Source organism: Brumicola pallidula DSM 14239 = ACAM 615 (assembly GCF_000428905.1).
In the GTDB taxonomy this organism is placed as follows: Bacteria; Pseudomonadota; Gammaproteobacteria; order Enterobacterales; family Alteromonadaceae; genus Glaciecola; species Glaciecola pallidula.
In genome coordinates, this window is record NZ_KE386815.1 from 388585 (window position 1) to 413438 (window position 24854).

20 protein-coding genes are annotated in these 24854 nt (G+C 39.4%); 8 read left to right on the forward strand and 12 right to left on the reverse strand.

The window, feature by feature from the left end; genetic code table 11:
- Positions 1-657 precede the first annotated feature (657 nt).
- Positions 658-1389, forward strand: coding sequence for a hypothetical protein (locus G399_RS0115675; RefSeq protein WP_006010892.1), 732 nt, complete (start codon positions 658-660; stop codon positions 1387-1389).
- 186 nt (positions 1390-1575) lie between these two features.
- Here G399_RS0115675 and G399_RS0115680 read toward each other — a convergent pair whose 3' ends face one another.
- Positions 1576-2133 (reverse strand): recombinase family protein, encoded by a 558-nt coding sequence (locus G399_RS0115680; RefSeq protein ID WP_006010894.1) that lies wholly within the window; start codon positions 2131-2133, stop codon positions 1576-1578.
- 321 nt (positions 2134-2454) lie between these two features.
- Here G399_RS0115680 and G399_RS20875 point away from each other — a divergent pair, with 321 nt between their 5' ends.
- The 3 genes from G399_RS20875 to G399_RS22090 all read left to right on the forward strand — a co-directional run bounded on the left by G399_RS20875 (position 2455) and on the right by G399_RS22090 (position 5542).
- Complete coding sequence (locus tag G399_RS20875; RefSeq protein WP_006010895.1) at positions 2455-3414, forward strand: hypothetical protein; 960 nt, start codon at positions 2455-2457, stop codon at positions 3412-3414.
- Positions 3415-3615: 201 nt separating this feature from the next.
- Positions 3616-4089 carry a hypothetical protein gene (locus G399_RS0115690; RefSeq protein WP_006010897.1) on the forward strand — a complete coding sequence of 158 codons (474 nt, stop codon included), beginning with the start codon at positions 3616-3618 and terminating at the stop codon, positions 4087-4089.
- A gap of 1276 nt (positions 4090-5365) precedes the next feature.
- Positions 5366-5542, forward strand: coding sequence for a hypothetical protein (locus G399_RS22090; RefSeq protein WP_154658924.1), 177 nt, complete (start codon positions 5366-5368; stop codon positions 5540-5542).
- 689 nt (positions 5543-6231) lie between these two features.
- Here the strand turns inward: G399_RS22090 and G399_RS0115700 are convergent.
- From G399_RS0115700 to G399_RS0115740, 9 genes are all read right to left on the reverse strand, one after another.
- Positions 6232-7470 (reverse strand): hypothetical protein, encoded by a 1239-nt coding sequence (locus G399_RS0115700; protein ID WP_006010902.1) that lies wholly within the window; start codon positions 7468-7470, stop codon positions 6232-6234.
- Positions 7471-7475: 5 nt separating this feature from the next.
- Complete coding sequence (locus G399_RS0115705; protein WP_034897361.1) at positions 7476-8309, reverse strand: M48 family metallopeptidase; 834 nt, start codon at positions 8307-8309, stop codon at positions 7476-7478.
- A complete protein-coding gene (locus tag G399_RS0115710; protein ID WP_006010904.1) occupies positions 8309-11632 on the reverse strand; it encodes a type I restriction endonuclease subunit R in 3324 nt (1107 codons plus the stop codon). Before G399_RS0115710 ends, G399_RS0115705 begins: the two co-directional genes overlap by 1 nt.
- 73 nt (positions 11633-11705) lie before the next feature.
- On the reverse strand, positions 11706-12755 hold the full coding sequence (locus G399_RS0115715) for a virulence RhuM family protein (protein WP_006010905.1): 1050 nt from the start codon (positions 12753-12755) through the stop codon (positions 11706-11708).
- Positions 12752-13633, reverse strand: coding sequence for a GIY-YIG nuclease family protein (locus G399_RS0115720; protein ID WP_006010907.1), 882 nt, complete (start codon positions 13631-13633; stop codon positions 12752-12754). Before G399_RS0115720 ends, G399_RS0115715 begins: the two co-directional genes overlap by 4 nt.
- Positions 13630-15552: an ATP-dependent nuclease gene (locus G399_RS0115725; protein WP_006010909.1), complete on the reverse strand. Its 1923-nt coding sequence runs from the start codon at positions 15550-15552 to the stop codon at positions 13630-13632. The genes G399_RS0115720 and G399_RS0115725 overlap by 4 nt, the downstream gene beginning before the upstream one ends.
- Positions 15553-15570: 18 nt before the next feature.
- Positions 15571-16770 (reverse strand): restriction endonuclease subunit S, encoded by a 1200-nt coding sequence (locus G399_RS21350; RefSeq protein WP_051288593.1) that lies wholly within the window; start codon positions 16768-16770, stop codon positions 15571-15573.
- A complete protein-coding gene (locus tag G399_RS0115735) occupies positions 16760-18289 on the reverse strand; it encodes a type I restriction-modification system subunit M (protein ID WP_006010857.1) in 1530 nt (509 codons plus the stop codon). Before G399_RS0115735 ends, G399_RS21350 begins: the two co-directional genes overlap by 11 nt.
- Positions 18290-18377: 88 nt before the next feature.
- Positions 18378-18992, reverse strand: coding sequence for a restriction endonuclease subunit S domain-containing protein (locus G399_RS0115740; protein ID WP_006010856.1), 615 nt, complete (start codon positions 18990-18992; stop codon positions 18378-18380).
- Positions 18993-19217: 225 nt separating this feature from the next.
- On the opposite strand from G399_RS0115740, the gene G399_RS22095 reads away from it, so the two are divergent.
- The 3 genes from G399_RS22095 to bamE all read left to right on the forward strand — a co-directional run bounded on the left by G399_RS22095 (position 19218) and on the right by bamE (position 21490).
- Positions 19218-19568 (forward strand): hypothetical protein, encoded by a 351-nt coding sequence (locus tag G399_RS22095; protein ID WP_154658925.1) that lies wholly within the window; start codon positions 19218-19220, stop codon positions 19566-19568.
- On the forward strand, positions 19505-20614 hold the full coding sequence (locus G399_RS22625) for a M48 metallopeptidase family protein (protein WP_226988956.1): 1110 nt from the start codon (positions 19505-19507) through the stop codon (positions 20612-20614). Before G399_RS22095 ends, G399_RS22625 begins: the two co-directional genes overlap by 64 nt.
- 498 nt (positions 20615-21112) lie before the next feature.
- Positions 21113-21490 (forward strand): outer membrane protein assembly factor BamE domain-containing protein, encoded by a 378-nt coding sequence (gene bamE / locus G399_RS20895; RefSeq protein WP_006010854.1) that lies wholly within the window; start codon positions 21113-21115, stop codon positions 21488-21490.
- 28 nt (positions 21491-21518) lie between these two features.
- On the opposite strand, the gene G399_RS21355 is transcribed toward bamE, so the two are convergent.
- Positions 21519-21779 (reverse strand): terminase TerL endonuclease subunit, encoded by a 261-nt coding sequence (locus tag G399_RS21355; protein WP_051288594.1) that lies wholly within the window; start codon positions 21777-21779, stop codon positions 21519-21521.
- Positions 21780-22990: 1211 nt separating this feature from the next.
- Between G399_RS21355 and G399_RS0115770 the strand changes: the two genes are divergently transcribed.
- The gene (locus G399_RS0115770) at positions 22991-23188 is read left to right on the forward strand and encodes a hypothetical protein (RefSeq protein WP_006010848.1); all 198 of its coding nucleotides are present in this window, start codon (positions 22991-22993) and stop codon (positions 23186-23188) included.
- On the opposite strand, the gene G399_RS0115775 is transcribed toward G399_RS0115770, so the two are convergent.
- Positions 23185-24843 (reverse strand): recombinase family protein, encoded by a 1659-nt coding sequence (locus G399_RS0115775; protein WP_006010846.1) that lies wholly within the window; start codon positions 24841-24843, stop codon positions 23185-23187. The two genes, G399_RS0115770 and G399_RS0115775, sit on opposite strands and share 4 nt — an antisense overlap.
- Positions 24844-24854: the final 11 nt, after the last annotated feature.

A 24854-nucleotide genomic window follows, 5' to 3' on the forward strand; every position in this document is an offset into this window, starting at 1 on the left:
GCCGACACCGCTTAACCGACCTGTTTTAAATCATATTTTGTTATCAACTAGAAGCTGCTTGCGTAACCGCGTTGATAACAACATCTTTGAACCCAACCTTTCTGCTCACAAGTCATTTGATATCAAAAACCATCAATGGCCAGAAGCTCCGTGTACTTTGCAAACAAAAATAGGTTGATTGCAAAAGAGCACCGAAGACTCGCCGAGTTTGATTGTGGTTTGTATACAAAGTGGTTTGATGGCAAAAGAGGAGTGCTGCATCGGCAATAACCTCGGCCATTGAAATATTCGTCTAACCCCAGTTACTTTGCGCTCAATCTCATTTGTGGTCAAAATATTGATGTCAAAAAAGACCTTTGGCAGTGACAGAAATTTTGTTGTCGAACCAATTAATCATACGTAATATGTTGCGGCATGTATTAAATATTATGATCTGGAGCTATTACATTCGTCGAACGGCGATCAGTCACCGATTGAGTTTGAAGATTCCTTTAGAAAAGGGTCCGGCTGGACTTGACCAGAACAGTTTTTGCTGGTGAAAAAGAATAGACTAAGGTCTCGACGCTGGAGGCATTGCTAAAAATTCATAGGTAAACTTAAATCAGATTTGTTAATGTACCTAGATGCATAATAGATTTTTATTGAAAGGAGTATTCAATGTTTAAAAAGATAGTAGCGAGTATTTTATTTTGCTTCTCATTTTGTTCTTCAGCTTCTTTAATTAATCTAGCCCTCTCTTCTTCAGGCCATTCCATTATTGATAGGGCAACAAATTTAGAGTGGCTAAAATTCGAAAAAACTGCGGGCATGACAGTAAATCAAGCCTTTGGAATTTATGGCTCTCAAGGTTGGAACATCGCAAGTTTTACTCAGATGGATGACCTGCTATCTAGTGTGGCTCCTAGTTACACTAGACAAAATTCATGGAATATTTCCATCGATGGAATAAGAGAAAATGATTTTATAGTTGAATTTACTCAACTGTTTGGTTCTCATATTATTACCCCTAATAATGCATTTGGTGATTCGACATTTTATTCATCCAAGTTTTATATTGGCGCCCCTTTTATTGATCGCCAAGTAACTAACGAGGCTTTTGCTACGATTGGTGTAAGTTCATCCTATGATTATATTATTCCTGCGCATGATTATTGCTATGAGACGGATATCAATCTTCCATATACATGTGAATGGGTTGAAGAATTAGTTGCAACCAAACCTGCTTATATATCGATGGGTGATCCGTACCCACAGAATATGGTTGCGAACTCGCTGCGAGGATTCGCCTTTGTTCGCACTGCCGCTGTACCGGAACCAAATGTGACATATATTTTAGCGGTAGTTCTCTTAATTGCGTTAAACAAGCGAAAGAAGCCAAGACCTATGTAATGTCTAAATTATATTTTTAAAACTGATTTATCTAAACGATTGTAATGAGAAAAAATAGTTTAATATATTGAGATATCACATAATTCCCTGTGTTAGGCCGAGTCAAATTTGAACTGCATAGCTTCTTTGGGCCTAAGTAACCCTCATCTATTGTCGGCTAGAAAAGGTTGAAGAAGAAAAAAGTACCTACTTATCTCTTATTCTCATAATAGTTTGTCTACTGACTTCATATTGTTTTGCTATTGCGTAGACACTTTCTCTTCGCTTAATTTTTGCTTTAACCTCTTTTTGTTGCTCGTGAGTTAAAGATGGTTTTCTGCCGAACTTTACTCCTCTAGCGATTGCTGACTTTCTACCCTCACCTGTTCTCTGAACGATTAGGTCTCTTTCAAGTTGGGCAAATACACCTATTAAAGATAATTGTGCAGTTGCAAACGGGCTGCTGTTGGTCGTATCAATCGAACCATCCAAGGTCTTAAAGGTTACCTTCTTATCTGCTAGGCGTTGTATGGTTTCAAGAATCGACTTCAGGCTTCGACCTAACCTGTCCAGCTTGGTAACTACAACAGCATCGCCATCTCTCGCATAGTCAACGAGCGCTTGAAGTTGAAGTACATTTTCCTTAGATATTCCTGATTGCTTGCCATGAAAAATTCTTTCACAACCTGCACCAGTTAACTGCTCAAGTTGATTCGTCAATTCTTGATTTTCTGTAGACACGCGAGCAAACCCTATTAATGCCATCTCTATTACCTATGTCCGAAAGTTAAAAGTTTAGTACACGGCAAAAACACATGTACTAAATATTGCTATTTAATATTAGTACATGTACGTAATAATCATAATATATTCGGACGCAGTAATCGTAAGTTTGTTTTCGAGATTATATCTATTTGAGTTCTAAGCATCCTGAGAACTGGGTTATTAGCTAATACTCATACTCATTAGTTACAAACTGACTGATAGGTGAATTTATTGGTCAAAACGATTTACAACTTATTAATTTAGATATTTATTTGAGCAGATGTACTAGAGTTACTAAATATTTAAATCTCAGGAGAGGCAATGAGTATTATTCAAAACGCAATCGATTCAATCCAGATTGGGGTTGAAGATTTTGAAAGTGATGACGATAGGCGCAGTGTTTCTGCCGTGAGAAACATTACGGCTGGTATTTTATTACTGTACAAGGAAAAGCTTTGTCAATTGTCCCCAGATGATAATAAAGAGTTACTCATAAAGCAGCATATCAGGCCAGTAAAGATTGGAGACGGTAAAATAGGTTTTGAGGGTAAAGGTAACAAAACGGTTGATGTTATTTCTATAAAGGAAAGATTTAAAAGTTTGAACATTACAGTAGTCTGGAACCGATTCGACGAAATTAGCAACTTAAGAAACGACTTGGAACATTACTATACATCCAAATCGCCTGATGCTGTTCGTGAAATCGTCACGAAGTCATTTTTATTGATTAGAGATTTTTTATCAGAGCATTTAGAACTCGACCCTCAAGAAACTCTCGGTAATGATTGTTGGACAACACTACTTAAAGTGAGTGATGTTTACCTTGCGGAAGAGAAAGCTTGCAAAGCGACTATTGATGCAGTTGACTGGAAGTATGATTCGGTTGAATCAGCTTTGGAGTACCTTCGCTCCAATCAATGCCACTCTTCGCTCATACAAGCGCCATATCAAGAGGATCTTTATCCAACTATCGATCTACGTTGCAAGTCTTGTGGTCATGATTTTTGCTTTGATGACGCACTTGAACAATGTATCTATGATTCTTTTGCTTCTGGGGCAATTAGAAATGCAATGGATGGAGGCTACTCACCTTTTGATACATGTAATGAGTGTCGAAAAAGGACTTTTATTCATGCAGACGCTTACTGTGTAGCATGCGGCTATGAAATGGAGTACATCAGCTGTGAGAATTGTGAAGAATCATTAACTCTTGATGACCAATGTAATGAAGGGAAGTGCAGTTCCTGTCAGTATGAATGGGAAAAAATCATGGCAGAATGAGCTAATAAAGTCTGGGAAGTTCAGTCATTGGATACTATAGTGGCAGGCGATGAGGGTTTCAGACCTTTAGATACATCGATTCAATTTACTGTTAAGGTTCTGGTAGGGATTAATTTAGCCCAAATGAAGTCCATATTTTATTTGCCATCACATTATAGAACGCAAGCGGATAGGCTTATTGCATGAAAGGAAGGAATCGTTGTGAAAAAAGCTGTGTTAGGTTTATTAGGAATATTTTTTTTATTAAGCGGTAAAGTAACTTTGGCACAGAACACTGTCGAAGAGTTAGCAGAACAATTTTCAACTCTAAGCCTCTACAATAGTCTGTTCTCATTAGCCGCTGGCAATAAAGAGGAAAAGCAGACTATTATAAATATTGTATCGATACTCAAACATAAGTCAGAAACTTTGAATCGTTATGCCCCCCCTCAGTTAAGAGAAACATGTAATGCATATTTGGATTACAAAGACATCAAAAAGGAAGCCCTTACGTGGTTTATTGAGGGTTATGTAGCAGGCTTAGATCGTGCATATCTAGGAGACTTAAAAGAAGTTGTACAGTCTGATTTTTCTATTTTTTTGAACACCGTAGACGATGTATGTAGAGAAGATAGAGCAGAGTTTATTGGCCTTGCAATTCTTAAATCATACATGAGGCTAATACGACAAAATTGAGCTTATACGGGATTTCCGAGCTCTGAGGCAAACGTGAACATTTTATCTCCAGTGCCTTACTGCGTGTCATTAGGATCTCAACAGGTAAAAACAAAAATCTAAAGACCTCCGTATTTCTGACCTATTGGTGCAACTCACTGCTTCCTATTAGCTTCACCCGTATATATTACTTTCAGTTCAATCACGATATCATTGGGCAAAATGGTTTACTACTCATAGATCTTAGATCTTGGTTCGGTTAAGCAACCTTAGATTATGCCGTCAATACTGATTTTCATAGTCAGAGCATTTCAGTAGGCTTGGCATTTCTAGTTATTCCGACTAGGAGCGCAATATGCTATTTTAATTATCTATTTAGGGTGTGGTTCAAATAGAGACAAAGCGTTTTCGAATTTGTATTTTGAAAAAAGCTAATGATTCCCCCGACTACCCTCCCGATTTTCTAGGCACTATTCATTCAAAAAAAGTTTATTGAGTACAAAACCCCAGTAAATGGTTAAAAGCCTAACTGAGTTTCAGGTCAATATTGATGCACTTCTTGCAGTATTTTCGTTCCGCATATTTCAGCCCAACGTCAGAAAGGCTAAATGTTCTTTGCAAACAAAACATTTTGCTTGCAAATGACCGGGCTTATTTTATATTCGTTTCAAGCACTGCTGCTTGGTCTCAATATTTGATTGTACTCAAAAGAAAGTTGGTAGTAGTTGATTATTTGAGGCTTGGGTTTATCGTGAACTATTATTAAAGTGACGATTAACTTTAGCAACTCCTTTAATTTAGACATTGCTGGAACTGTCCAACTTCACTTTAACGACCGAACCCCGTAAGTAGGCGACTGTTCTATTCAGCATAATGTGACCATTTACACTAGTCCAGCTTTCGAATAGTGGTATTTAAGTGCTGATTTGAAAATAAGCTTTTTGGCGGCAAACACTATGAAAGAGTCACCTTAATTAGGAATGGTTAACAAAATTGATATACGGAGACTATTGATCTCAGTTGGGTTTACCTCAAGTGCAAAAAGCCATTTACCACAAGTTAGTTGTGAGTCGCCGTCGATTTAATAGCAGCAGTTGATGACGACGGTTTTTGACACTTTTTTATAAAAGTATGTGACCTACTTTGCAAAAATAACTTTTCGTGCGTAAAAAATATAAATTTCATGTTATAAACTATTATAACGATCATAACCATTATAAATTTATAAATAAAAATAATGTATTCTCAATAAACGTGTATTTCTGAAAAAGTTTTGCGTGCTTTTATCAAACAATCAATGCCACAGATGACAGCGTTGATGTCATCTGTGGCAGAGTTGATGTCATCTGTGGCAGAGTTGATGTCATCTGTGGCATTGTTGATGTCATCTGTGGCATTGTTGATGTCGTCTGTGGCAGAGTTGATGTCATTAGTAGCATTGAAGATCCCCCTGCAAAATCCATTAGATAAGTAACTAATTTAAATATGAGAGTCGCTAGAAGGATTTTCTAAACAGTTGGATTGATAACAATGTATTTATATACATGAAAGTAAGTAAGTAATTAGTGTCAATGGCCAAAAATTTTATTGAGTTTGAGGTTAGTAGCATCATCGCCTAATTTTTTTATAGAATAAAAATAAGATACAGGGTGTTGAATAAACCATAGGTGCTTTACTAACAAAACAACTTAGACAGAAGGCTCCGTGGTGGATTTTTGATTACCAGTTTGTAGACAAATTGTGTGTGAAGTAAAAAGCCGACTTGTAACCTTAAATGTAGCGAGATTCTTAAGACTACTTGCCATTGAATGCAAAAACTTTGAGGTCGGTTTGAAGTAGGAAAAAACAGCAATAGTACAAGTCCGTATAAGCAAAGTTCCCGCCAATTACGACACTATTTAAACCAGCGATATAGTGTAAATTCGCCGAATCACTTTATTACTTTAATCTTTGTCTAACTAAAATTAATAATTAGATTGGCTATGTTTGTATTAACTGTTGTCACTCCACGCCCTCAACTTCACTATAATGATTAAATTTTAATCACGACTGGTAGTCTGACAGAGAGGGAAATATCTAAACCAGCCTAAATAATGGTCTAGGTATTTCGTCGCCACCCACATGAAAACGGTTTATCCATCCTTTATAAAGCAGCATAAACTGTTACCTTTTTCCGTGCATTCTTAAGGCTATTTTTAGCTTTTCAATTCCGTCCTTGATTTTGGCTTCTTCCTTTGGGCTATCAAGAAATTTATTTGCCTCATCGATGTTCTTAAAATCATCCATAGATTTCACATAAAACAGCATCAATCTATAAAAATAGAATTGAAGTTGAAATGCATAGTTCTTAGCGTTTTGGTTCTCTAAACCAGAATGAATGTTTGAATTTCGATAATCTCTTATGTGCTCTAAAGTCTGAGCATGGTAGGGGTGATCTTCAAATAAAAATGACACTCTACGAGGGATTGCACCACAATTACTTTGACCTCTTGCTAAAATCGATTCTAAAGTAGCCCAGAGCTTAATAACCGCAGTGTTATGGTCTTTTTCATCAAGCGCCCGAACATATCTTACTACTGCTTCCGTTAACATTTTCTTGTCACAATGTTCTTCAATCTGTTTTTTAAAGAAATTAATGTTTTTAAGAAGAACGTTGGCTTCTTTGATTTTAGAAAGATTTGCTGGTGTAAAGTTTGGTTCGAACCAATACATTTTTTTCAGACCCGTTTTACCGTTTTCTTCGTGCAATGTATGGAATTTCCCGAGTCTTATGGTATTTATTGGTTTATATGAATTACCAATTAGCTCCATTTGTGGATTGGAAAAAAAGCATAACAGCGCCCTCCAAAGGTCTAAGTCCTCAAGGGCTTGTTTAATTGCCCCGTATGGTGATTTTGACTTGCAGTAAATTACAACTTTTAAGTAATGTTTATCCGATACACTATATTCTGATAATTCGTCGGCTCGTGATAACAAACCGTTTCTTTCTGTCTGATATTTTTGAGGGAAATCACTCACAATATGAATTTCACTACTACCAACTTTGAATCTTTTTTGCGGATATGACGAAGGCAATGAAAGTGAGGTTAACACTCTGTAATTTTTAATTTTTGTGGTTAACTGCTCTTTTGCTAAGCTATTGAGGTTTTCCAGTACAGTATTGGCGGTAAGACCCTCCTTTGCCGCTTGAGTGACTGCTTTTGATATGAGCGAAGGTAGATATAAGTCTCGTGATGCTTTTTTAGTTTCAACCATGTTTTCCAATGAAACCTTGATTTCATGATAGTCCAAGCCGATGAATGACACTTTCCCATCTGCTGTTACTTGAACTATTTTTGCTAACTTATCTAACATAACCTGAGGCTTAAGGTTCTTTTTCCAAGTGTAAATAGCTTTACCCATGATTATTACTCATTCAAATACATCTCCGCCATATCATCTAATTTAGATTTCACTTCTTTCCAGTTCGGCATGATTTGGGTAAGTAAACGCCAGAATTTTTCGCTGTGGTTATGTTCGGCAATGTGACAAAGCTCATGCAGTATGACGTAATCAATAAACTCTTTAGGTGCTTTGACTAAGTGCGGGTTGAGCATTAAGTTACCTTTGATAGAGCAGCTTCCCCACTGCTTTTTCATCGCCATGACGCGAAATGATGGGATACCCTTTACCCACGTTGCTTTAGGTAGCAATTGTGCGAGTCGCTCATGGAAAACAATTTTAGCTTTGTGCTGATACCACTTATCAATAAGCGGTTTAACTTTCGCTATCCTATCTTCAGGACCGTGGCTTAATTCATGTTTGAGCGTCACATTTAATCTGCCACGGCTTAGCTTTACATTCGTGACGTGCTCATTATCAACAAGTACTTTTAAAACATAGCGTTTGCCTAAGTAAAATTGAGTTTCACCACTAACGTAACGTTTCGGAAGCACCGTATCTTTTTGTTTTGCAAATTCTTCAATGTGTTGACAAATCCACCTCGCACGCTTTGATACGGCTTCATGGATGGCGTCCTGTGTTGCATTAAAAGGCGCAGACGCCACTACGCGTTGATCTGGGTGTACTTTAATCACGATTTTACGGGGGCTTTTTTTTGCTGCATCAGTAGACAGAGAACTGCGGATCACTTCGTAATGGATCGTGTCATTTCCATAAATAAAAACACCACGCTCAGCGGTGGCATTTTTGCCTTCTTGAGTAAATATCTCAGCAGCAACCGACAAATTTGTCACTCCCATTACCCCCTCGCTAAGCCAAGCCGGGTGATTTTAAGCACGGCTTCAATCAGTTTCTGTGCGTTATCTAGCCCCAAAGCGCCAAATAACATGGGTAGCAATTTCATACTGATCGCATTTTCAATTTCAGCGGGGTTAATCGAATATTCGGCTACCGCGTTATGCACCACCTCATCAATGCTAAAGGCGAGGACAACCAGCTTGTCATTATCTAACGATTTGTCAGTAAGCAGTTCAGGCCCGAACAAGTGCTTAAATAAACCAAAATAGGCTTGGGCATGCTTGTTCAGCTTGCCGGACGCATCAACAAAGTCATTCGGCACATCAGCCACTTTGCGCTCTTTCACTTCTTGTTCAAAATCAGCAAACAGAATGTATTGCTTAACTGGGGCATCAAACATGGCTCTAGCGTCTTCAATGGCTTTCTTCAATAATTTAGAAAAATACTCTTGTGCATAAGGATCATCCGCTAAGTCTTGCGCAATCATTTTAGTGATGCGGCCGGTTATTTTATCGGTTTGATTGCGTGCTTCGTCATCGCTTATATCTTGGGGTTTAACGTCTTTACCTAAGTTACCAACCAAATAAGCGCCATCTGGCTCTTTTATTTCAATACCGGCAATGTGTTTGTCTAACAAACTGCGAATATCTTCCGCATATTCATCGTAGTTGATGGTCTCGTTGGCATCCTCGCGTACTTGTTTACGTAAATCGACAAAGGCTTTTAAGTCTCGCTTATACAAGTCTCGTTTCTTATCAAGTGACTTATCTTCAAAGTAGGTAGCGGATTGCAGAGCGACTTTCATACAGTTTGAAAAGGCAGTAAGGGCTGCATAAAAATCCTCACGCTTTTTAAGGTTGGTATCAGCAAGCTTTCCTTCAACTTCATGCACCTTAGGCGTTAAAGCTTGGCGAAGCGCTGGACCATCTTGTTTATTTTTAACTCCCTCAAAAGTAGCCCAGAGATCACTGTGTAAACCCGGTAATTTTTTGTATTCCGTATCCATGCGCTTATACAAACCTTTAAGATCATCAACATCAAAGCCACCTTGAGTGCGCTGCGCCAAGTCTTGATATTTCTCAATGGTGGTATCGAGTTCTTTTAATATGCCTCTGTAATCAATTAAGTAACCAAACTGCTTTTTACTGTGCAAACGGTTTACACGCGCAATCGCTTGTATCAGGTTGTGCTCTTTCAAAGGCTTGTCGATATATAACACGGTGTTTTTAGGCTCATCAAAGCCCGTCAAGAGCTTATCTACCACTATCATGATATCTGGGCCATCATCACGGCTAAAGTCTTCAATGATGGCTTTGGTATAGGCTTTCTCATCGCCTCCGTAGGTTTGTGCCACATTGCCTTTCCACCAATTTTGGACGATGTCTTTGCTTTCTTGGTCGACAACGTCATGACCTTCCCGTGTATCGGGAGGTGACATCGCCACAACTGACGTCACCTTACCAATCTTATCTAACGCTTTTTTATAGCGAATAGCAGAGGCCTTAGAATCACAGGCTAACTGGCCTCGTAGCCTTTGCTGTTTGAAATTCTGGAAGTGATCAGAAATATCATGGGCAATCAATTCTATACGACCTTCGGTTTGGTATATTTGACCTTTTTGAGAGAACTTTCTTTTTAAATCGGATTTCTGCTTGTCGCTAAGCTTTTCGGTCATACGCTCAAACCACGCATCTATGGCTTTGTCATTCACGTTCAACTCTGGAATACGCTCTTCATACAGCAGCGGTGTGACGGTTTTATCTTCAACGGCCTGTTGCATAGTGTAGGAATGGATAATTTTACCGAATTTGTTTTCGGTCTTATCGTCTTTTAACAAGGGTGTGCCTGTGAATGCGATGAAGGCGGCCTTGGGCAGTGTTTGCAACATTCGCACATTGTTTTCACCGTTTTGACTACGGTGTCCTTCATCTACCAATACAATAATATTGGGACTGTCGTTAAAACAGGCTTCCTGCTTAATAGCAGAGCCAAATTTGTTAATAATTGAAAAGATAACTCGCTCGTTACCTTTGCCAATCTGCTGGGCCAAACGCTTACCTGAGGTGGCCATCGCATCTTTTTTGTCTCTGTCGGTGAGTACACCACCAGAGGCAAAGGTTCGGCTCAGTTGGTCTTCTAAATCCACTCGGTCGGTGACTATTATTACGCGGCACTGAGCAAGCGCTTCAAGCCAAATTAAGGCTTTGGATAAGAACACCATCGTGAACGACTTGCCACTGCCCGTGGTGTGCCAAATGACACCACCTTCACGTGCACCCGCCGCATCAAAACTATTAATGCGCTCAACTAAGGCCTTAATGCCGAATACTTGTTGATAACGGGCGACTATTTTACCTACTTTTTTATCAAACAAAGTAAATAGGCGTGTCATCTCTAATAAACGCTCAGGTCTAAGTAAGCTCACAATGAGCCTGTCTTGGTCGGTAACTGTCAAATCACCCGCAGCAAGCAGTGATAGATAGTCATCTTTGGCGTAAGCGGGTCGATGGTTAAATAAAGCGTTGCGTTGTTTATCGTTTAGCTTATGGTTTTTTAAGCGAACAAACTCCGCTTCAGGAATGAGCTCTTCTTTCCATTTAGCCCAAAACGTTTCCGGTGTGCCGCAAGTAGCATATAAACCCTCGTGCCCATTGACTGCTAGCAGCAACTGGCTATAAGCGTATAGGTGCGGGATTTCAGCCTGACCTTGATTGCGAATATGCTGTGAAACAGCCTCAAAGTTGGTAGATTTGCCTTCTTTATTCGAATCCGGGCGTTTCGCCTCAATGACCACCAACGGCAAGCCGTTCGCGAAACAAACAATATCGGGAATACGGTTGCCAGTGCCCTCGGCATTTTGAACCACGAATTCTTCGGTAAAATGGAACTGGTTATTGTCAATGTTATGCCAATCAATTAAGGCAATAGTGGGTGAGGCTTTCTTACCATCAATAAACTCGGTAACACTTACGCCATACATTAAGGCGTTATAGATAAGTTCATTAGCGGCTTTTAACCCTAAATTCATTGCTGGGTTAAGCTCGTGCATCACTTTATCAATCGCCGCCGCCGATAGCATATGTTCTTTACCAGCGAATAAAAACGTTTGCTTAGCCAAGAAGTCGCGCATAACAGGCAACAGTAACACTTGATGCGTGCTTTTCTTTTCAATAGCACTCTTTGTATAAACTGACGTATTGCCACGCAGTGCTTCGCACTCACTAGGGGGTATAAATTGGTAACCAAGGTTAGTCAATAACGTTAACGCAGGGAGTTTAGCGCTGAATTCTTCTTGGAAGTTAGGCGTTTTTTTATTTATTTCCATATTGGATCTTCTCTCCAGTTTTAAATCAAAGCCAGTACTGCTCGCTCAGCCATGGGCCATTGGCAAAACACTATTATTTGTCGTTATGCCGTGTTTTCGCTATTTCGCGTAAAGCGTCAATGTTAGCCTTTTCTCCCTCAGCTTCTTTTAATAACCGGCGTTGTATAGCAAAAGCTTCGTACGTTTTTTTGGCGGTGTCATCAGGGACTTTTTTTGTTACTGAGCCGCTACCTTCAAGCACACCACGGTCATTAAACCTTAAAAATTCGTCTAGCTTTTTATCCCAATCGTTCAGGAATACTTGCTGGCGCCGCAACGCTTGGTCTTCAGCAAAGTCTAACCACATCACAACAATTCGGTTGAGTGCACTTATTTCATCTTCCCTTAAATAATTTTTAGCAATAGTAACATCCGTTTTTCTAATCTCATCGCCTTTGTAGCTGGTTAGTCCCATGTCGGGCTTGTTGATGTCGACGCGTTCAGCGATTAATTCAGCGGCGGTCATGTGTGTGCTGGCATAGTGCAGTTTGTTTTGTATGCTTTGGAAAAACCGATTAGTGTCTTGATTTGACGGCTCGTAATCGGCGGCCATGGTGAATATTTCTCGTACTCGCAAATACACCCGACGCTCACTGGCGCGTATATCGCGAATTCGTGCGAGCATTTCATTAAAATAGTCTGGGACAACAGAATCGCCCACGGGTGGGTTTTTAAGTCGCTCATCGTCCATTACAAAGCCTTTCACCAAATATTCTTGTAATGTCTGGGTTGCCCACTGACGAAACTGGGTGCCGCGAGTTGAACGAACGCGGTAGCCTACTGCTATCACCATGGGCAAACTAAAGTATTTTACATTGTAAGGCTTGCCATCTGCGGCAGTTGTTCGGTAAAACCGAACAACTGCATTTTCGGCTAACTCTCCCTCTGCAAACACATTGCTAATGTGCTCACTGATAGTGGCTTTCGCTTTGCCATACAAGTCACACATCATGGTTTGAGACAGCCATAACGTGTCTGACTCAAAACGACATTCAACCTGTATTTTTCCACCTTTTGATTGAAATAAAACAAATTCGCCGTTGGGTACATTTGGCGCTTGAGAATGGGTATCGGTATCAGTCACGTTATCGCTCCCATAGCGGCAGTTTCTAGCGTGCGTCCTTGATATTCATGTAAGGTAACACCTTGTGCGGTTTTCCAATCTACCCACCCATTTGATGAGCCAAGCAGTAAAAAGCCAGAGGCACCGCTGGGTGTTTTGAACACATAGTCTTTCGTAAATCTAACGTTATCACCTTCTATGGCCAGTATTCCTTTTAACACCAATTCATCTCGCTTTTCTATCATTCGCGAGTCGGTTTTACGTGTAGATATATAAGGCGCGGATGAGCCTTTAAGCACCACCAAGCCTTCGTTAGTGTATATGCCACTCGCGTTTACGCTGGCGCGAGTGCAGGCAAACACTTGCTCGGTGTTAGATGACGCTGAGCCCGTTAAAGGCTCAAAAATAGGATAGCCCAAGGTGGCTAGTAATAATCCGCCAATGCCATGTATTTCATCACAATCGGCTTTCAGTGGAATGGGCGTGTGCGGCTTTTGCCCGCCGTTGCCATTTAATAGTTCATATCGTTCGCACAGTCGGGCTTTTTCAATGGAAAGGGATTCTAAATAAAGCACATGGGTTTGCGTTAAGTTATTGGTGAGCGACACCAATACTAGTGCTCGCTCCCAATCTTTTTTCTCATCTTTGTGATGTTGCATAAGGCGCGTGCCGACATCGCCCGATTGCCCAATATACAACTCATCTTTACTATCACCGGATACCAAAAAATAGAGTCCTACCTGTTTGGCTTCTGGCATTTTTATAAAGTCAGCCATATCGCTACGAGGCACTTCAATTAAGCGAATAATTGAGGTAGTTTGCTCTGCAATGCGAATGCCAGATGGGTCGCCACTGGGTAGAAATATTTGAATGGTGCGAGGCCGCTTTTGAATGGTCATGCAGATTGCTCTTCACCTTCATTATTCGGTTGCAGCTCAGCGAGTACACCCAACTGGATAAATAATGATTTTAAAGATAGAACTACATCATTAATTGTGCTTATAAAGGCTATGTAATTATTGAAAAATTTAGATGTAATCTCTTCATCATCATTAGATGTTCGTAAAAACAAGGATCGCCCAAGTTTAAGCTCAAGCTTAGTAAGAAAATCCCGAATCATTGGCTTAGACATTACTCTTTCTGATTTGAAAACACCATTATCTGTCCATGAACGCATTACTTCTATAAATTGCAAGGTATTGAATTCTGGTCTGTTATTTTTTTGACCGTCAAACCTCATCTCAACAATTTTATTTAAATCAGAATTAGTATTCTGGATATTATTCTCTAATTGCGCTAATAGCTCATCAATGTGCTGACAAACTTCTCCATCGGGTAAATAGTCAATATAAGAGCAAATATACCGCTTAAGTATATCCAGTTCAGAAAATACAACCGATTCGATACAGTAACCCTGATGGCTATGGGGAACGCAGTTTTTTCTGATTTTTTGTTTCAAATCAGCATCAACTTCTGGTGTTGAAAAGTCTCTGTCAAAAATAGCGTTCCAAGTCTTTCCTTTCATAAGTGAGATCAAAGTTCGCTTGTTATACTCGATTTTTTTAGCAATGTTGTCCTTCCCACGAAGAGGAAAGAACGTTACTTCATTCAAGCAACCCACAACAGGCGTAACTTCTTTCAATTTTCGGTTCAAAGCATGAAGATAACTGGCATCATCTTTACCTTCCACAAAGGCGATATGCTTCGCTTGATTCAATCGCTCTAACGACAAAATCACCCCACCCAAAGCATTTTTTATTATGTCAAAGCCCGAACTGTCTATAGCCGTCAAAAGGCCATCGTTCTTAACATCATCACTGATAAAAAATACTTCACCATCACCAGCATTGGTTACAAACTGATCGTTATGGCTGATGATAAAAAATTGGTTATGATCAATTTTCCTGAGGTAATTAAGTAAATTTCTCTGTAGCTTGGAGTGGATATGAGAGTCTGGTTCATCAACTAAAAGTAACTTGAGAGGCGCATCAACAAACTCAACAGTAGCTAAAATCTCTACAATCTGAAGAAAGCCGCTGCCTTGAAGATGCAGGTCATATGGTTTTGAACCATCAACAGAAACATCAAGGCAGACATATTCATCTTTTTCTCGCTTGGTCGTTGGCGGTAAAGTAAACTTGATCTCTTTTTCAACTATTTCAGAGATACTTGCTTCTAAATCGGAAATAGATTTTCTTTTCGATATGATTTTATTTCTCAAAACTTCATGAGAAGAACCTTTTTGTATTTTCTTCTTAATTTGGGCTTCATTATAATAGGGTTCAAACTGATGGACACCTGCCACAGGTCTAGTTTGGTAGATAAAGATTGCTTCATCTAAAAACTTACCAGCACCACAAAAGGCTTGAGCGAACGAGGTAAACTGGTCTTCGTCTGTTGGCTGAACTCGATAAAAAGCATTTTCTATTGAACTTGGACAGGTCACTTTAAATCCTAAGTTCCAAGTTTGAGCTTCTTCGTCATCGTTTACTAAAGAAATCGAAATTTCTGCACACTTACCTATTTCAGGATCTCTAGGGTCATGAAACAGGTCTTCATCTTTTGTGATCCGAAGAAAATCTAAATCCTGATAGTTTACATATCGGTTGGTTGATTTTTTGACCTTATAAAATCCTTTCCTCGAACTTAATATATAGGTCTGATAACACTTTTCCCATAAATGAATTGCTTCAAATATCGTAGATTTGCCAGAGTTATTTTCACCGATTATGATATTAAAATCAGGGTTTGGGTGAATAGATATTTCTTTAAATGTCTTAAAATTTCTCAGTGTAATATTGCTAATTCTTAACTTCATGAAGTACCATCCTTAGGTTTACACTCTGCGCTTACCCGTTAACAACTGCTGCATTAACGCTTTTTTTTCTTGTTTCAAATCGAATAATTGTTGTTCTAATAATTTAATTTCTCTATCAGCATCTGATAAGCAAGAAGCAATTGCACTTATTTCGGCTTCGTCTGTTGGCATGATAAATTTAAATTTATGAAGGTCGCTGGTATTGATCGAATTAATAGTTGCCCCAAGGTTTTTATTAACTTGCTTATAATAATCACCAGATTGAAATAGTTGGAAAACATAATCTGAGTATTTAGAGCGAAATATCGTCATAAATGCACCATGAGCCTGATTTACTGCTCTGCCTCTGAGCAGAGCACTTTTACCTATAAGATTTTTACTACCATTTCGCACACAGACCAATATATCTCCATCTTGCGTTTTGGATTTAACTGTTAAACCTGACTTTACATACACGTTATCTACAAAAGCTAGCTTTCCATTTTGGACATTTGAAGACCTTAACACTAGCATTCCATCTTTTTCAACAACATCTGAGGGACTATAAGTAAGACCAGTAATACATTTACCAATATCATTTAGGTGAATTTCAGTCCACAATTCCGAAAATCCAGAAAGGCGTTTTTTGCCTGTGAGCAGTTGTTGCATTAGGGCTTTTTTCTGCTGTTTGCTGTTGTCGATTAGGCGCTCGGTGGTGCTAATCGCTTTATCCCAAGTGGATAGGATTTTGGCGATTTTGCGTTGCTCTGGGAGTGGAGGTATGTTCAGTTTAAATGATTTTATTTGCTCGAAATTAAGTCCTTGCCTGTTTCCCCCTGCTTGAAATCGTTCAATCTGCTTTTGCCCATTATGAGACAAGAGGAAATACTTTAAATATACCGGAAAGAGGCTGTTTTTAGTGCGAATGATACAAACGTGCTGATTTACATTGGCCTCATTATTAGATTCAAAAATTGCGACTCTACCTATTGAAGCACCAGTTATATTTAGAAGCGCATCATTTTGTTGAAGAGAGCTTCCTGCCATCTTTAAATGCTGCTTATCATCAATGAAAGCTACGTCAGATAAATCTAACTTTCCCCAGTGAACATTTTGACTTCTTATCAAAGGTATACCAGCTAGTTTGTAAGACGAGCTTCCTCCTTTGGGTGTTATACCACTGCCAATTTTAATAGCATAATTACCTAGCTTTGATGTTTCCCATTCCTTAGGCACCATAACCCAACTCCTTTAAGTGGCCTTCCATTTCTGCTTCTAGGACTTGTAGTTCATTTTGTAGCTCAAGGCGCTCAGTACGCACTGCCACTAAATCAATCTCCGCTTCTTCTTCAAAAGTATCCACATATCTAGGAATATTAAGGTTAAAGTCGTTTTCAGCAATTTCATCAAAGCTGGCTAGGTATGCATATTTATCGACGCTATCACGGGCTTTGTAAGTATCGATGACTTTTTGGATATTCTCTGGTGTTAACTGGTTTTGGTTTTTGCCTGATTTAAACTCGCGGCTGGCATCAATAAACAGTACATTATTATCGGTTTTGTGTTTTTTGAAGATAAGAATAGCTGCTGGAATACCGGTACCAAAGAAGAGTTTCTCTGGCAGGCCAATAACCGTATCAAGCAGGTTTTCCTCGATTAATTGCTGACGAATTTTACCCTCACTTGATGCTCTGAATAGCACCCCGTGTGGCACAACTACACCCATGCGTCCTGTTTCTGGCTTAAGGGTTTCAATCATATGGCTAATAAAGGCATAGTCACCTTTTGTTTTGGGCGGCACACCTCGTCGAAAGCGTCCATACGGGTCGCCACTAGCATCATCATGGCCCCATTTATCAAGTGAAAATGGCGGATTGGCGGTGACCACGTCAAAGTGCAATAAACCTTTGCCATCTTTATCCAGCAGCAGTGGGTTACGAATGGTGTCGCCCCATTCAATACGGTGATTATCTTCACCGTGCAGGAACATGTTCATTTTAGCCAGTGCCCATGTCGAGCCAATGGCTTCTTGCCCAAATAAAGCGTATTTTTTTGAGCCTGAGTTTTTGCGCACCATCGCGCCACATTTTAACAGCAATGAGCCGCTGCCTGTGCATGGGTCGCATATTTGGTCTCCCTCGGTAGGCTCTAAAAGGGTGGCGAGTAAAGTGGATACCTCGGGTGGTGTATAGTATTCGCCTGCGGTCGTACCGCTTCCTGCGGCAAAATGCTTAATCAAAAACTCATACGCATTGCCTATAACATCTAAGCTGCCCACTCGCTCTGTGCTCAGGTTAAGAATGTCTTTACCAAAGTCTTCCAATAAGTGACGCAACAAGTCATTTTTTTGCTTTTCTTGACCTAATTTATCGGTGTTAAAACTAATATCTTGGAATACGTTTTTTAGCTTGGTGCCGTTGGCCTCTTCAATCGCATGAAGGGCTTGGTCGACACGCTGACCATTGCCCGGCTGATGTCGCTGCTCGTACAAATCCCAAAAACTTGCGCCATCTGGTAATACAAAGCGCTGTTTTGACATCATGGCTCGAATTAGCTCAGGGTTTTCGTTACCAGCGCCACCATATTGGACAACTAGCTTGTTGTAATCGTCTTTATATACATCCGAGATATACTTTAAAAACAGCATTGTCAGCACAAAGTCTTTGTATGTGTCTGCGTTAATCACGCCTCTAAACGTATCGCATGCGGCCCATACTGCTTTATTAATATCATCCTGATTGATTTGATTTACTGGCATAGTGTTATTTATCCTTGTTGTATTTGTTCATTTTATTGTTTGTTATTCAACATTTGGTCGTTATTGGACAGCCAACTCGCGACTGTTTTTAGTCAACTGCGTCGAGTTCATGCCGTGCAATAGCGGCGAGTTGGTGTTGTCTGTTTTCGATGAGCTTTTGCAATACTTTATGCTCTTTAACACCACAGCGATGCATCGCCGCAAGTTGGCGTTGTTTTTCTAACGTGAGCAACTTAATAGGGGCATCTTCTATTACCTGTCTGCGAATACTTAAGTACATTGACCCTTCGGCAGTGGCCTTGAAATAACGCTGCGCAGGCTGCTGATTAAGTTGCCAACACAAAAACTCGGGCAAAATGACCCCTTTAAAAGCGGGCTTTAATCGCACCACAAAAAAGTGAGGGGAGCAGACGGTGCGCTCAGGAATATTGTCTACCAATACACTATAGTGCTTTGCTCCCTTTGCGACAAATAACACATCCCCATTTTGCAACCAGTCAGGCTGTTTTTTAGTGGAGAGGATGGTTTTAACTGCGCTATAAGGGGTTATCTCCCCGGTTGCTTCAGTATCTCTTACTTGCACTACGTTTACGTCACCATGTTCATACTGTTTGATGGTGCCACGAAACGGATGCCCCGAACGAATATCGGCCATATTTCGCAGCATAACTGCTTCAGAGGCACCGTGCTCTTTTGCATTCATTTATCTTTAGCCCCCTCGATTAACTGTTTACGTCATTCAGATTAGTTGTCTTGTAAAGCTACTACTAAAAGTACACTTACGAAACTGAATGAATATATCAAAATGATGATGACTGATTTTAAGCCTAATATCAATTTTATTTTGCAGTTACCAAATACTGCAAAATAAAATTGACAAGGTAAGCAATTTGAGTTATATTTGCAGTATTGAAATGGAGCGTATAATTTGAGTAATCACTATCCTAAAGTAGTCAAACAGAGCGTGAACTTAGGCAGCTTGCCTTATTTTTCTGACGTTGATGCAACAGCGTTACGCACTGTCGCCTTTCATGACGATCATGTGGTAGAGCGATTCCCTAGGGTGTTATCTCTCATACGTATATTGGACGCGCTGGAAATTAATTTGTTTTTAGAGCACCGATATAAAGGACTTTTTATGCCGCCCAAGCGCGGGGAAGAAAGAACCCCTTGGGCGGCATATCACTCATCACGGCTCAATCTCTCGCGAATTCGATGTGTTTATTCTTACAGTGGATTGAAATCAATAATGTCGATTGGCATGAAGTATATGCTGTAAGTGATAGCGATAAAGCGAAATACTGGTTGCCTGTTTATCGCTATCGTAAGTATTTAATTGAGAAGGTCATTGCAAAGCAGATTGACCGAGACACCGCTAATTTGTATATCAACCATGTCAGGCAGTTTTATGAATGGGCTAGAAAGCAACGCAGGATTGAAAAGCTTCCTTTCAAATACAAAACAAAGGTCATTAAGAAAAAGCGCAAAGATGGCGGCCTAGACTTGCTATTTACTGACTATGGAAGAGAGGAAAAGGGGTTTACGGTTACCATCACTGACTTACTGATCCCCAAAAAGTACAAACAGAAAAAATCAGGTGATACGAGTTTGTCACCTTATTATCAAGAAGAGCTAAAGCTGCTTTATTCGAGTAAAGCGCTGAGCAAACACGGGCCAAAGCTAAGAGTTGATTTAGCGGTTCAGTGTGGATTACGTGCCGAAGAAATCGCCACCTTTAATGCTGGTCACGTGGTTGACTCTAGTCTCAGTAATAAACCTGTTTATTACATAACCATTGTTGGTAAGTTTGATAAAGAGCGCACCATTATAGTGTCTAAAGGCTTGATGGCATCGCTTTGGCTATATCGCAATGATAAAGAACATCAACACCGTCTTGCCAAATGGCAGTTAGAGCATGGTAATTGTGATGATGCCCCTTTGTTTTTAAATGGTTCTGGCAGCTTTATGTTTCGTAAATCAGTTGGCAACGTGATCTCTAAGGTACGCAAAGAACTGGCGCTTATTGGCAAAGAATTAAAACGTGACTTTCACGACTTAAGCTCTACATTTGAGACGAACGGCTATAAAGTTAAGTCATTCCAGTCCCGCTGGGGGAGCTGCACACCCAGAGGACGAGTTGATTTCAATTGGAAAATCATCATGGCACCAGATCGCGTGGTGGATTACGTGGTAGTGCATGAGCTATGTCACTTGAAGCAACACGACCACTCACCGCAATTCTGGAAACTAGTTGAAATTATCATGCCCGACTTTTTAGAGAGTAAAGAGTGTCTGCGTGAAAATGGGGCGAGTTTGATGGTTTGATGATTTTGATGAATGAAACACCAACAACCACCTATCACGTTAGACGAAACAGCTTGTTCGGCGAATAGAAGAACCCTCGTCCAATCATTAAAAGTTATCTGGCAGTAATTTATGCCCCAATTGAACGGAACAATCCAATTAATTTCGTCTGGTGCCCCAAAAATATTTTTTCAAAAAAACGGTAATTTTCTGCAATGTAGCATCTACTCTCCAAGACCTATTCATTTATCCACCACAAACACTTAATAGTGATGTTTCTAGTTAAAGGTGTGCCAAAGACCAATAGATTTGAGCTTGCATTAACAATGAAGGCCGAATTGGGGTTCTGGGGACATTCCGTCCGCTAAAGACATAATCGCTGTAAGCCCCTGCCCTTCAAGCCCTGCCGAAGGGTAGCATATAGCCTTAATACCACTTATACTCTTAGGGTTAGATTCACGAACTGAGCGAGCAAAGGGCAGACCTCAATAAACCATAAACACTAGACAAGGAATATCGATGAAAAAAATAGTTAAATTATTAACGGTAGTTGCCATAGTAGGAAGTTTAAGCGCTTGTTACTCAACAGGGAAAGAAATAGATTCAGGTACGACTTCAAAGCTCATTAAAGGTGAAACTACTTCAACTCAGGTTGAAGCAGCGCTTGGAAAGCCTCAAACTACTACCAAGAATTCAGATGGCACAGTCTATTGGTCTTATATTTATGGCAATGTGGACATTAATGCTGCCACTTATATACCAATTGTTGGTTTATTTGCTGGTGGGGCTAAAACGGAAACTCAAACACTAGTTATAACATTTGACTCGAACAATATAGTCACTGACTGGACACAAAGCGATTCAGCAACTGAATCAGGCAGTGTCTTTAATAACTAAATCACTCAATTGTTACGCGGACCTTGAGCTAAATCACCATTGCACCACGTGATTGATAAATGTTTTGTCCCTGCAAATCTGACATGTAAGTAAAAAACCCAGTAAGACTGGCCACAACCGGATCTATCTTATTGGGTACTTTTTTCTTATTCGGTTTAACATTACCTGCCGCATCTATATCAATTACCATATTTGAAATGGCCCAGTTCATTACTGGATTGTTATCGTGAATAATGCGCTTTGATGCCACATAGGTTTCATACTTACCCCGAACGAACACCGTTCGCATTTATCACTCGAACGGCTCCTACTGGAACTGAACCGATAGTCAGCAGCGAGCGAATACCCGTCAATCGCAGCTCACTATCCTAATAGCCGGTTTAGGTCGACTCAAGCCTTTTATAGACTTGAAGTGTTAATTTGCATCCAAAATCGATCCATTTAGTGATGTTTTTTGCATATGAATTTGACCATTGAATAAGCCTAAATCCGCATTAATAATGAGGGCTATATGGTATTTAAGTGGTTCACTTATTTAATGCAATTGCGGATCAAAAACTAGTGCAAATTAACATAGAAACTCAAAAAACAATTATTTCACTGCTAATTTACACAACCGCAGTGTTCAAGCGAGAATTCGAAAATAACTCTCGTTACGGCTTGTTGACTGTCGATCTGGAACGATTACTAAAAAACCAAAACTTCTCAAAACAGAAAGTGCTCAGTACCTCAAAAAACTACGATATCAGAAAATCTAATCATCTCTTTTTTGACGGTGTTTGTATGCCTAGGATTTGCGTATTGGCGGAAAGCTTAAATTGACCAACACTCAGTATTTCGAGGGGGCACCAACATATCGCCTTCTTAATCAAGGAAGGGGTTAAGAAAGCCTCTGTAGGTTTCTAATAAAAGATAAGAGCATTATTGAATTTCATTGTGAACCAGCATCGAAGAACTATGATCATACACTTGTCACAATCGATGTTGTTAACCTTTTAAAAAATAAATCTAAAAAAATTAGACAATTTTTTCTTAACAGATATATTAGAATTATCTTGTAGCCGACATAAAAAGATAATTACTGGAGTTTTATTATGAATTCAAATTAATCAAAACAAACTCGACAAGAGACGTTTCCAATACTTCCGAATCAAAAACGACTCAATATATTAAATAAGCTTTTACTGGGACTGGTAGTGATTTTGAAAACAAGTTTAACTAATAACTTGGTGCCCTCAGGAATTCAATTCATAACCAGATTAAATTAAATAATTGTATAAACAGAATGATAAAAGGCTTCAGAACAACAACAAAAAGTATAAGTTCTGACTTGAATTTCAATTTTAATCAAACATTAGAAGTGAAGTTTAAAGCCATTGAAATGGATAAAAATAATAAATAAATCAGGGTGTTTATATGTTCAAGCAGTTATAAAAGAGGTACTGACATGAACTATATAAATAAATTGAAGGTTGTTAGATGTATCAAGGAGGATGAATAATGGTTTCAGCTTCCAATACCACACTATCAATAGAAAATGGCATGAAGCTAGCGATTGTTGATGACAAAGGGAATATTGTTAGACAAGGTGAAGATGTATCAAAGGAGATCTTTGATGCAATGACAGAACAAGTTGTTAGAAATTTTTGTTCCAAGTTCAGCGGTTTTACAGAAGCGGACTTCAAAAAGTCAGCTTAATTAAGATCGAAGCCATTTAACAATTCGGCAGTGTGCCTGTTCACCCTTAGCAGGCGCTTTTTTTCATTGTGAAACTCTAGTGTAAGATCGAAATAATTTGATTGATTATCGCCTAGCAAGAGACGATTTACTGCGCCGTCTAATCCATTCGCTTTTTGCTTTTCCTTTATAGAAACCTGTAAAGTTACAGTCTTAAAAGTATCTTTTACAAGTTGACGCAGAAGGAGTCTTTCCTCATTTCCTAACTCACTTAAATTTTCTGTTAGTTCCGACCAGCGTCGGGTGACGTCCTCTCGAGAAGAATTATTAATTTTCGCTTGAGAATTTCGGTTCTTATCTATTTCCCTTTCAAACGTTGCTACTTCAGCCTCTAGCTGTTTAATTTTGTTAGCAATAGCCTGCGGTGGCGCTCCATCAAGCTTCAACAGACTATTAGTAAATATTTCAATATTTTCATTGATTTGTGAAACCTCATTTTTTAATTCGATTTCCTTACAACGTAGGTTCTCTGCATCACTCTTTTGAACTAGGATTCTTTCGAGATTCACTTTATCCTGACAAAAGAGCACGACTGCTTTTTCTATCACGTCAATTTGTATAGTTGATTTCATTGTACAGTTATTGTTTCTTCGTGCTTCGACGCAACCATACCGTTTATGACTACTTTTAACGTCACCGATACATTTTTTCCTATATATTACATGAGAGCCAACTGATTTTCCGCAGCCTCCACATTTGAAAGTACCTATACCCGATAGGATACCGACATACTTTTGAGTGTGTTTAATGGCTCCGCGTATTGTTGAGTCAGCTAACAATAAATTGAAATCAGCACTGCTTAACAACGCCGGATAGTAGTCTTTTAGTACATAATCAATATTACCTATTTTAACATTGAACTCGCCAACTAGTGTGCGCCGCTTAACCTCTTTATATACATTTGCACCTGTATGGTGAACTGTTCCGACTCCGAATTCACTATTTAGTAATTCGGCTATTTTCAACCCACCAAATCCCTGTTTAAAGAGCTCTATTTTACGCAAAATAATGGTTTTTTCATGAGGCTCATACACATAAACTTTTTCTGTATCATCCCATTTCACCCATTTGGGAGCTTTACCACATTTCAGCCTGAAACCACGCTTGCCAACCAACCAATCACCACATTGTTTTACAAGTGCAGAGCTAACCCTTTTTGACTTCATTTCGCTTTCTTCATTCGCACGGATCAGGAGTAAAACGATATAAACAAGATCCATAGGATTTTGCTTAATAGTTTCCTGATTGTATTCTTTACGATCTGCGGCGGTGATAACGGTGATATCTGCTTTAATTATCTTTGTAATAATTCTCTGACTATCAAGCGGATCTGCTCGTGAAATTCGATCAAGGCTTTCAATTACAAGGATAGAACCAGCTGGGACTTTACCATCCTCTACAGCTTTAAGGAAAAGACCTAAAGCCCCCCTAGTTATGTTCGTTTGGTGAAATGCACTCAGCCCGAGGTCTTTCATCGTAAGCGAGTCATCCAACTCCAACCCTCTTAAATTTGCAATTTCTTTCGCATAGCTCATCTGACGATTAAGTGACTGCCCTCTAGCTTGCTCGATAGTAGAGAAACGAATATAACTGTATAGTAATGGCTTAGTCGACATATTAGTGACCT

Bases quoted from the DNA above. Each gene is read 5' to 3' on its own strand.
- G399_RS0115700 (WP_006010902.1), bottom strand. From the start codon at position 7,470: ATGGGTAAAGCTATTTACACTTGGAAAAAGAACCTTAAGCCTCAGGTT.
- G399_RS21350 (WP_051288593.1), bottom strand. From the start codon at position 16,770: ATGGTGCCTAAGGAATGGGAAACATCAAAGCTAGGTAATTATGCTATT.
- G399_RS0115775 (WP_006010846.1), bottom strand. From the start codon at position 24,843: ATGTCGACTAAGCCATTACTATACAGTTATATTCGTTTCTCTACTATC.
- G399_RS0115720 (WP_006010907.1), bottom strand. From the start codon at position 13,633: ATGACCATTCAAAAGCGGCCTCGCACCATTCAAATATTTCTACCCAGT.
- G399_RS0115725 (WP_006010909.1), bottom strand. From the start codon at position 15,552: ATGAAGTTAAGAATTAGCAATATTACACTGAGAAATTTTAAGACATTT.
- G399_RS0115680 (WP_006010894.1), bottom strand. From the start codon at position 2,133: ATGGCATTAATAGGGTTTGCTCGCGTGTCTACAGAAAATCAAGAATTG.
- G399_RS21355 (WP_051288594.1), bottom strand. From the start codon at position 21,779: ATGCGAACGGTGTTCGTTCGGGGTAAGTATGAAACCTATGTGGCATCA.
- G399_RS0115770 (WP_006010848.1), top strand. From the start codon at position 22,991: ATGGTTTCAGCTTCCAATACCACACTATCAATAGAAAATGGCATGAAG.
- G399_RS0115675 (WP_006010892.1), top strand. From the start codon at position 658: ATGTTTAAAAAGATAGTAGCGAGTATTTTATTTTGCTTCTCATTTTGT.
- G399_RS20875 (WP_006010895.1), top strand. From the start codon at position 2,455: ATGAGTATTATTCAAAACGCAATCGATTCAATCCAGATTGGGGTTGAA.
- G399_RS0115705 (WP_034897361.1), bottom strand. From the start codon at position 8,309: ATGGGAGTGACAAATTTGTCGGTTGCTGCTGAGATATTTACTCAAGAA.
- G399_RS0115735 (WP_006010857.1), bottom strand. From the start codon at position 18,289: ATGCCAGTAAATCAAATCAATCAGGATGATATTAATAAAGCAGTATGG.
- G399_RS22090 (WP_154658924.1), top strand. From the start codon at position 5,366: ATGCCACAGATGACAGCGTTGATGTCATCTGTGGCAGAGTTGATGTCA.
- G399_RS22625 (WP_226988956.1), top strand. From the start codon at position 19,505: ATGTGTTTATTCTTACAGTGGATTGAAATCAATAATGTCGATTGGCAT.
- bamE (WP_006010854.1), top strand. From the start codon at position 21,113: ATGAAAAAAATAGTTAAATTATTAACGGTAGTTGCCATAGTAGGAAGT.
- G399_RS0115740 (WP_006010856.1), bottom strand. From the start codon at position 18,992: ATGAATGCAAAAGAGCACGGTGCCTCTGAAGCAGTTATGCTGCGAAAT.
- G399_RS0115710 (WP_006010904.1), bottom strand. From the start codon at position 11,632: ATGGAAATAAATAAAAAAACGCCTAACTTCCAAGAAGAATTCAGCGCT.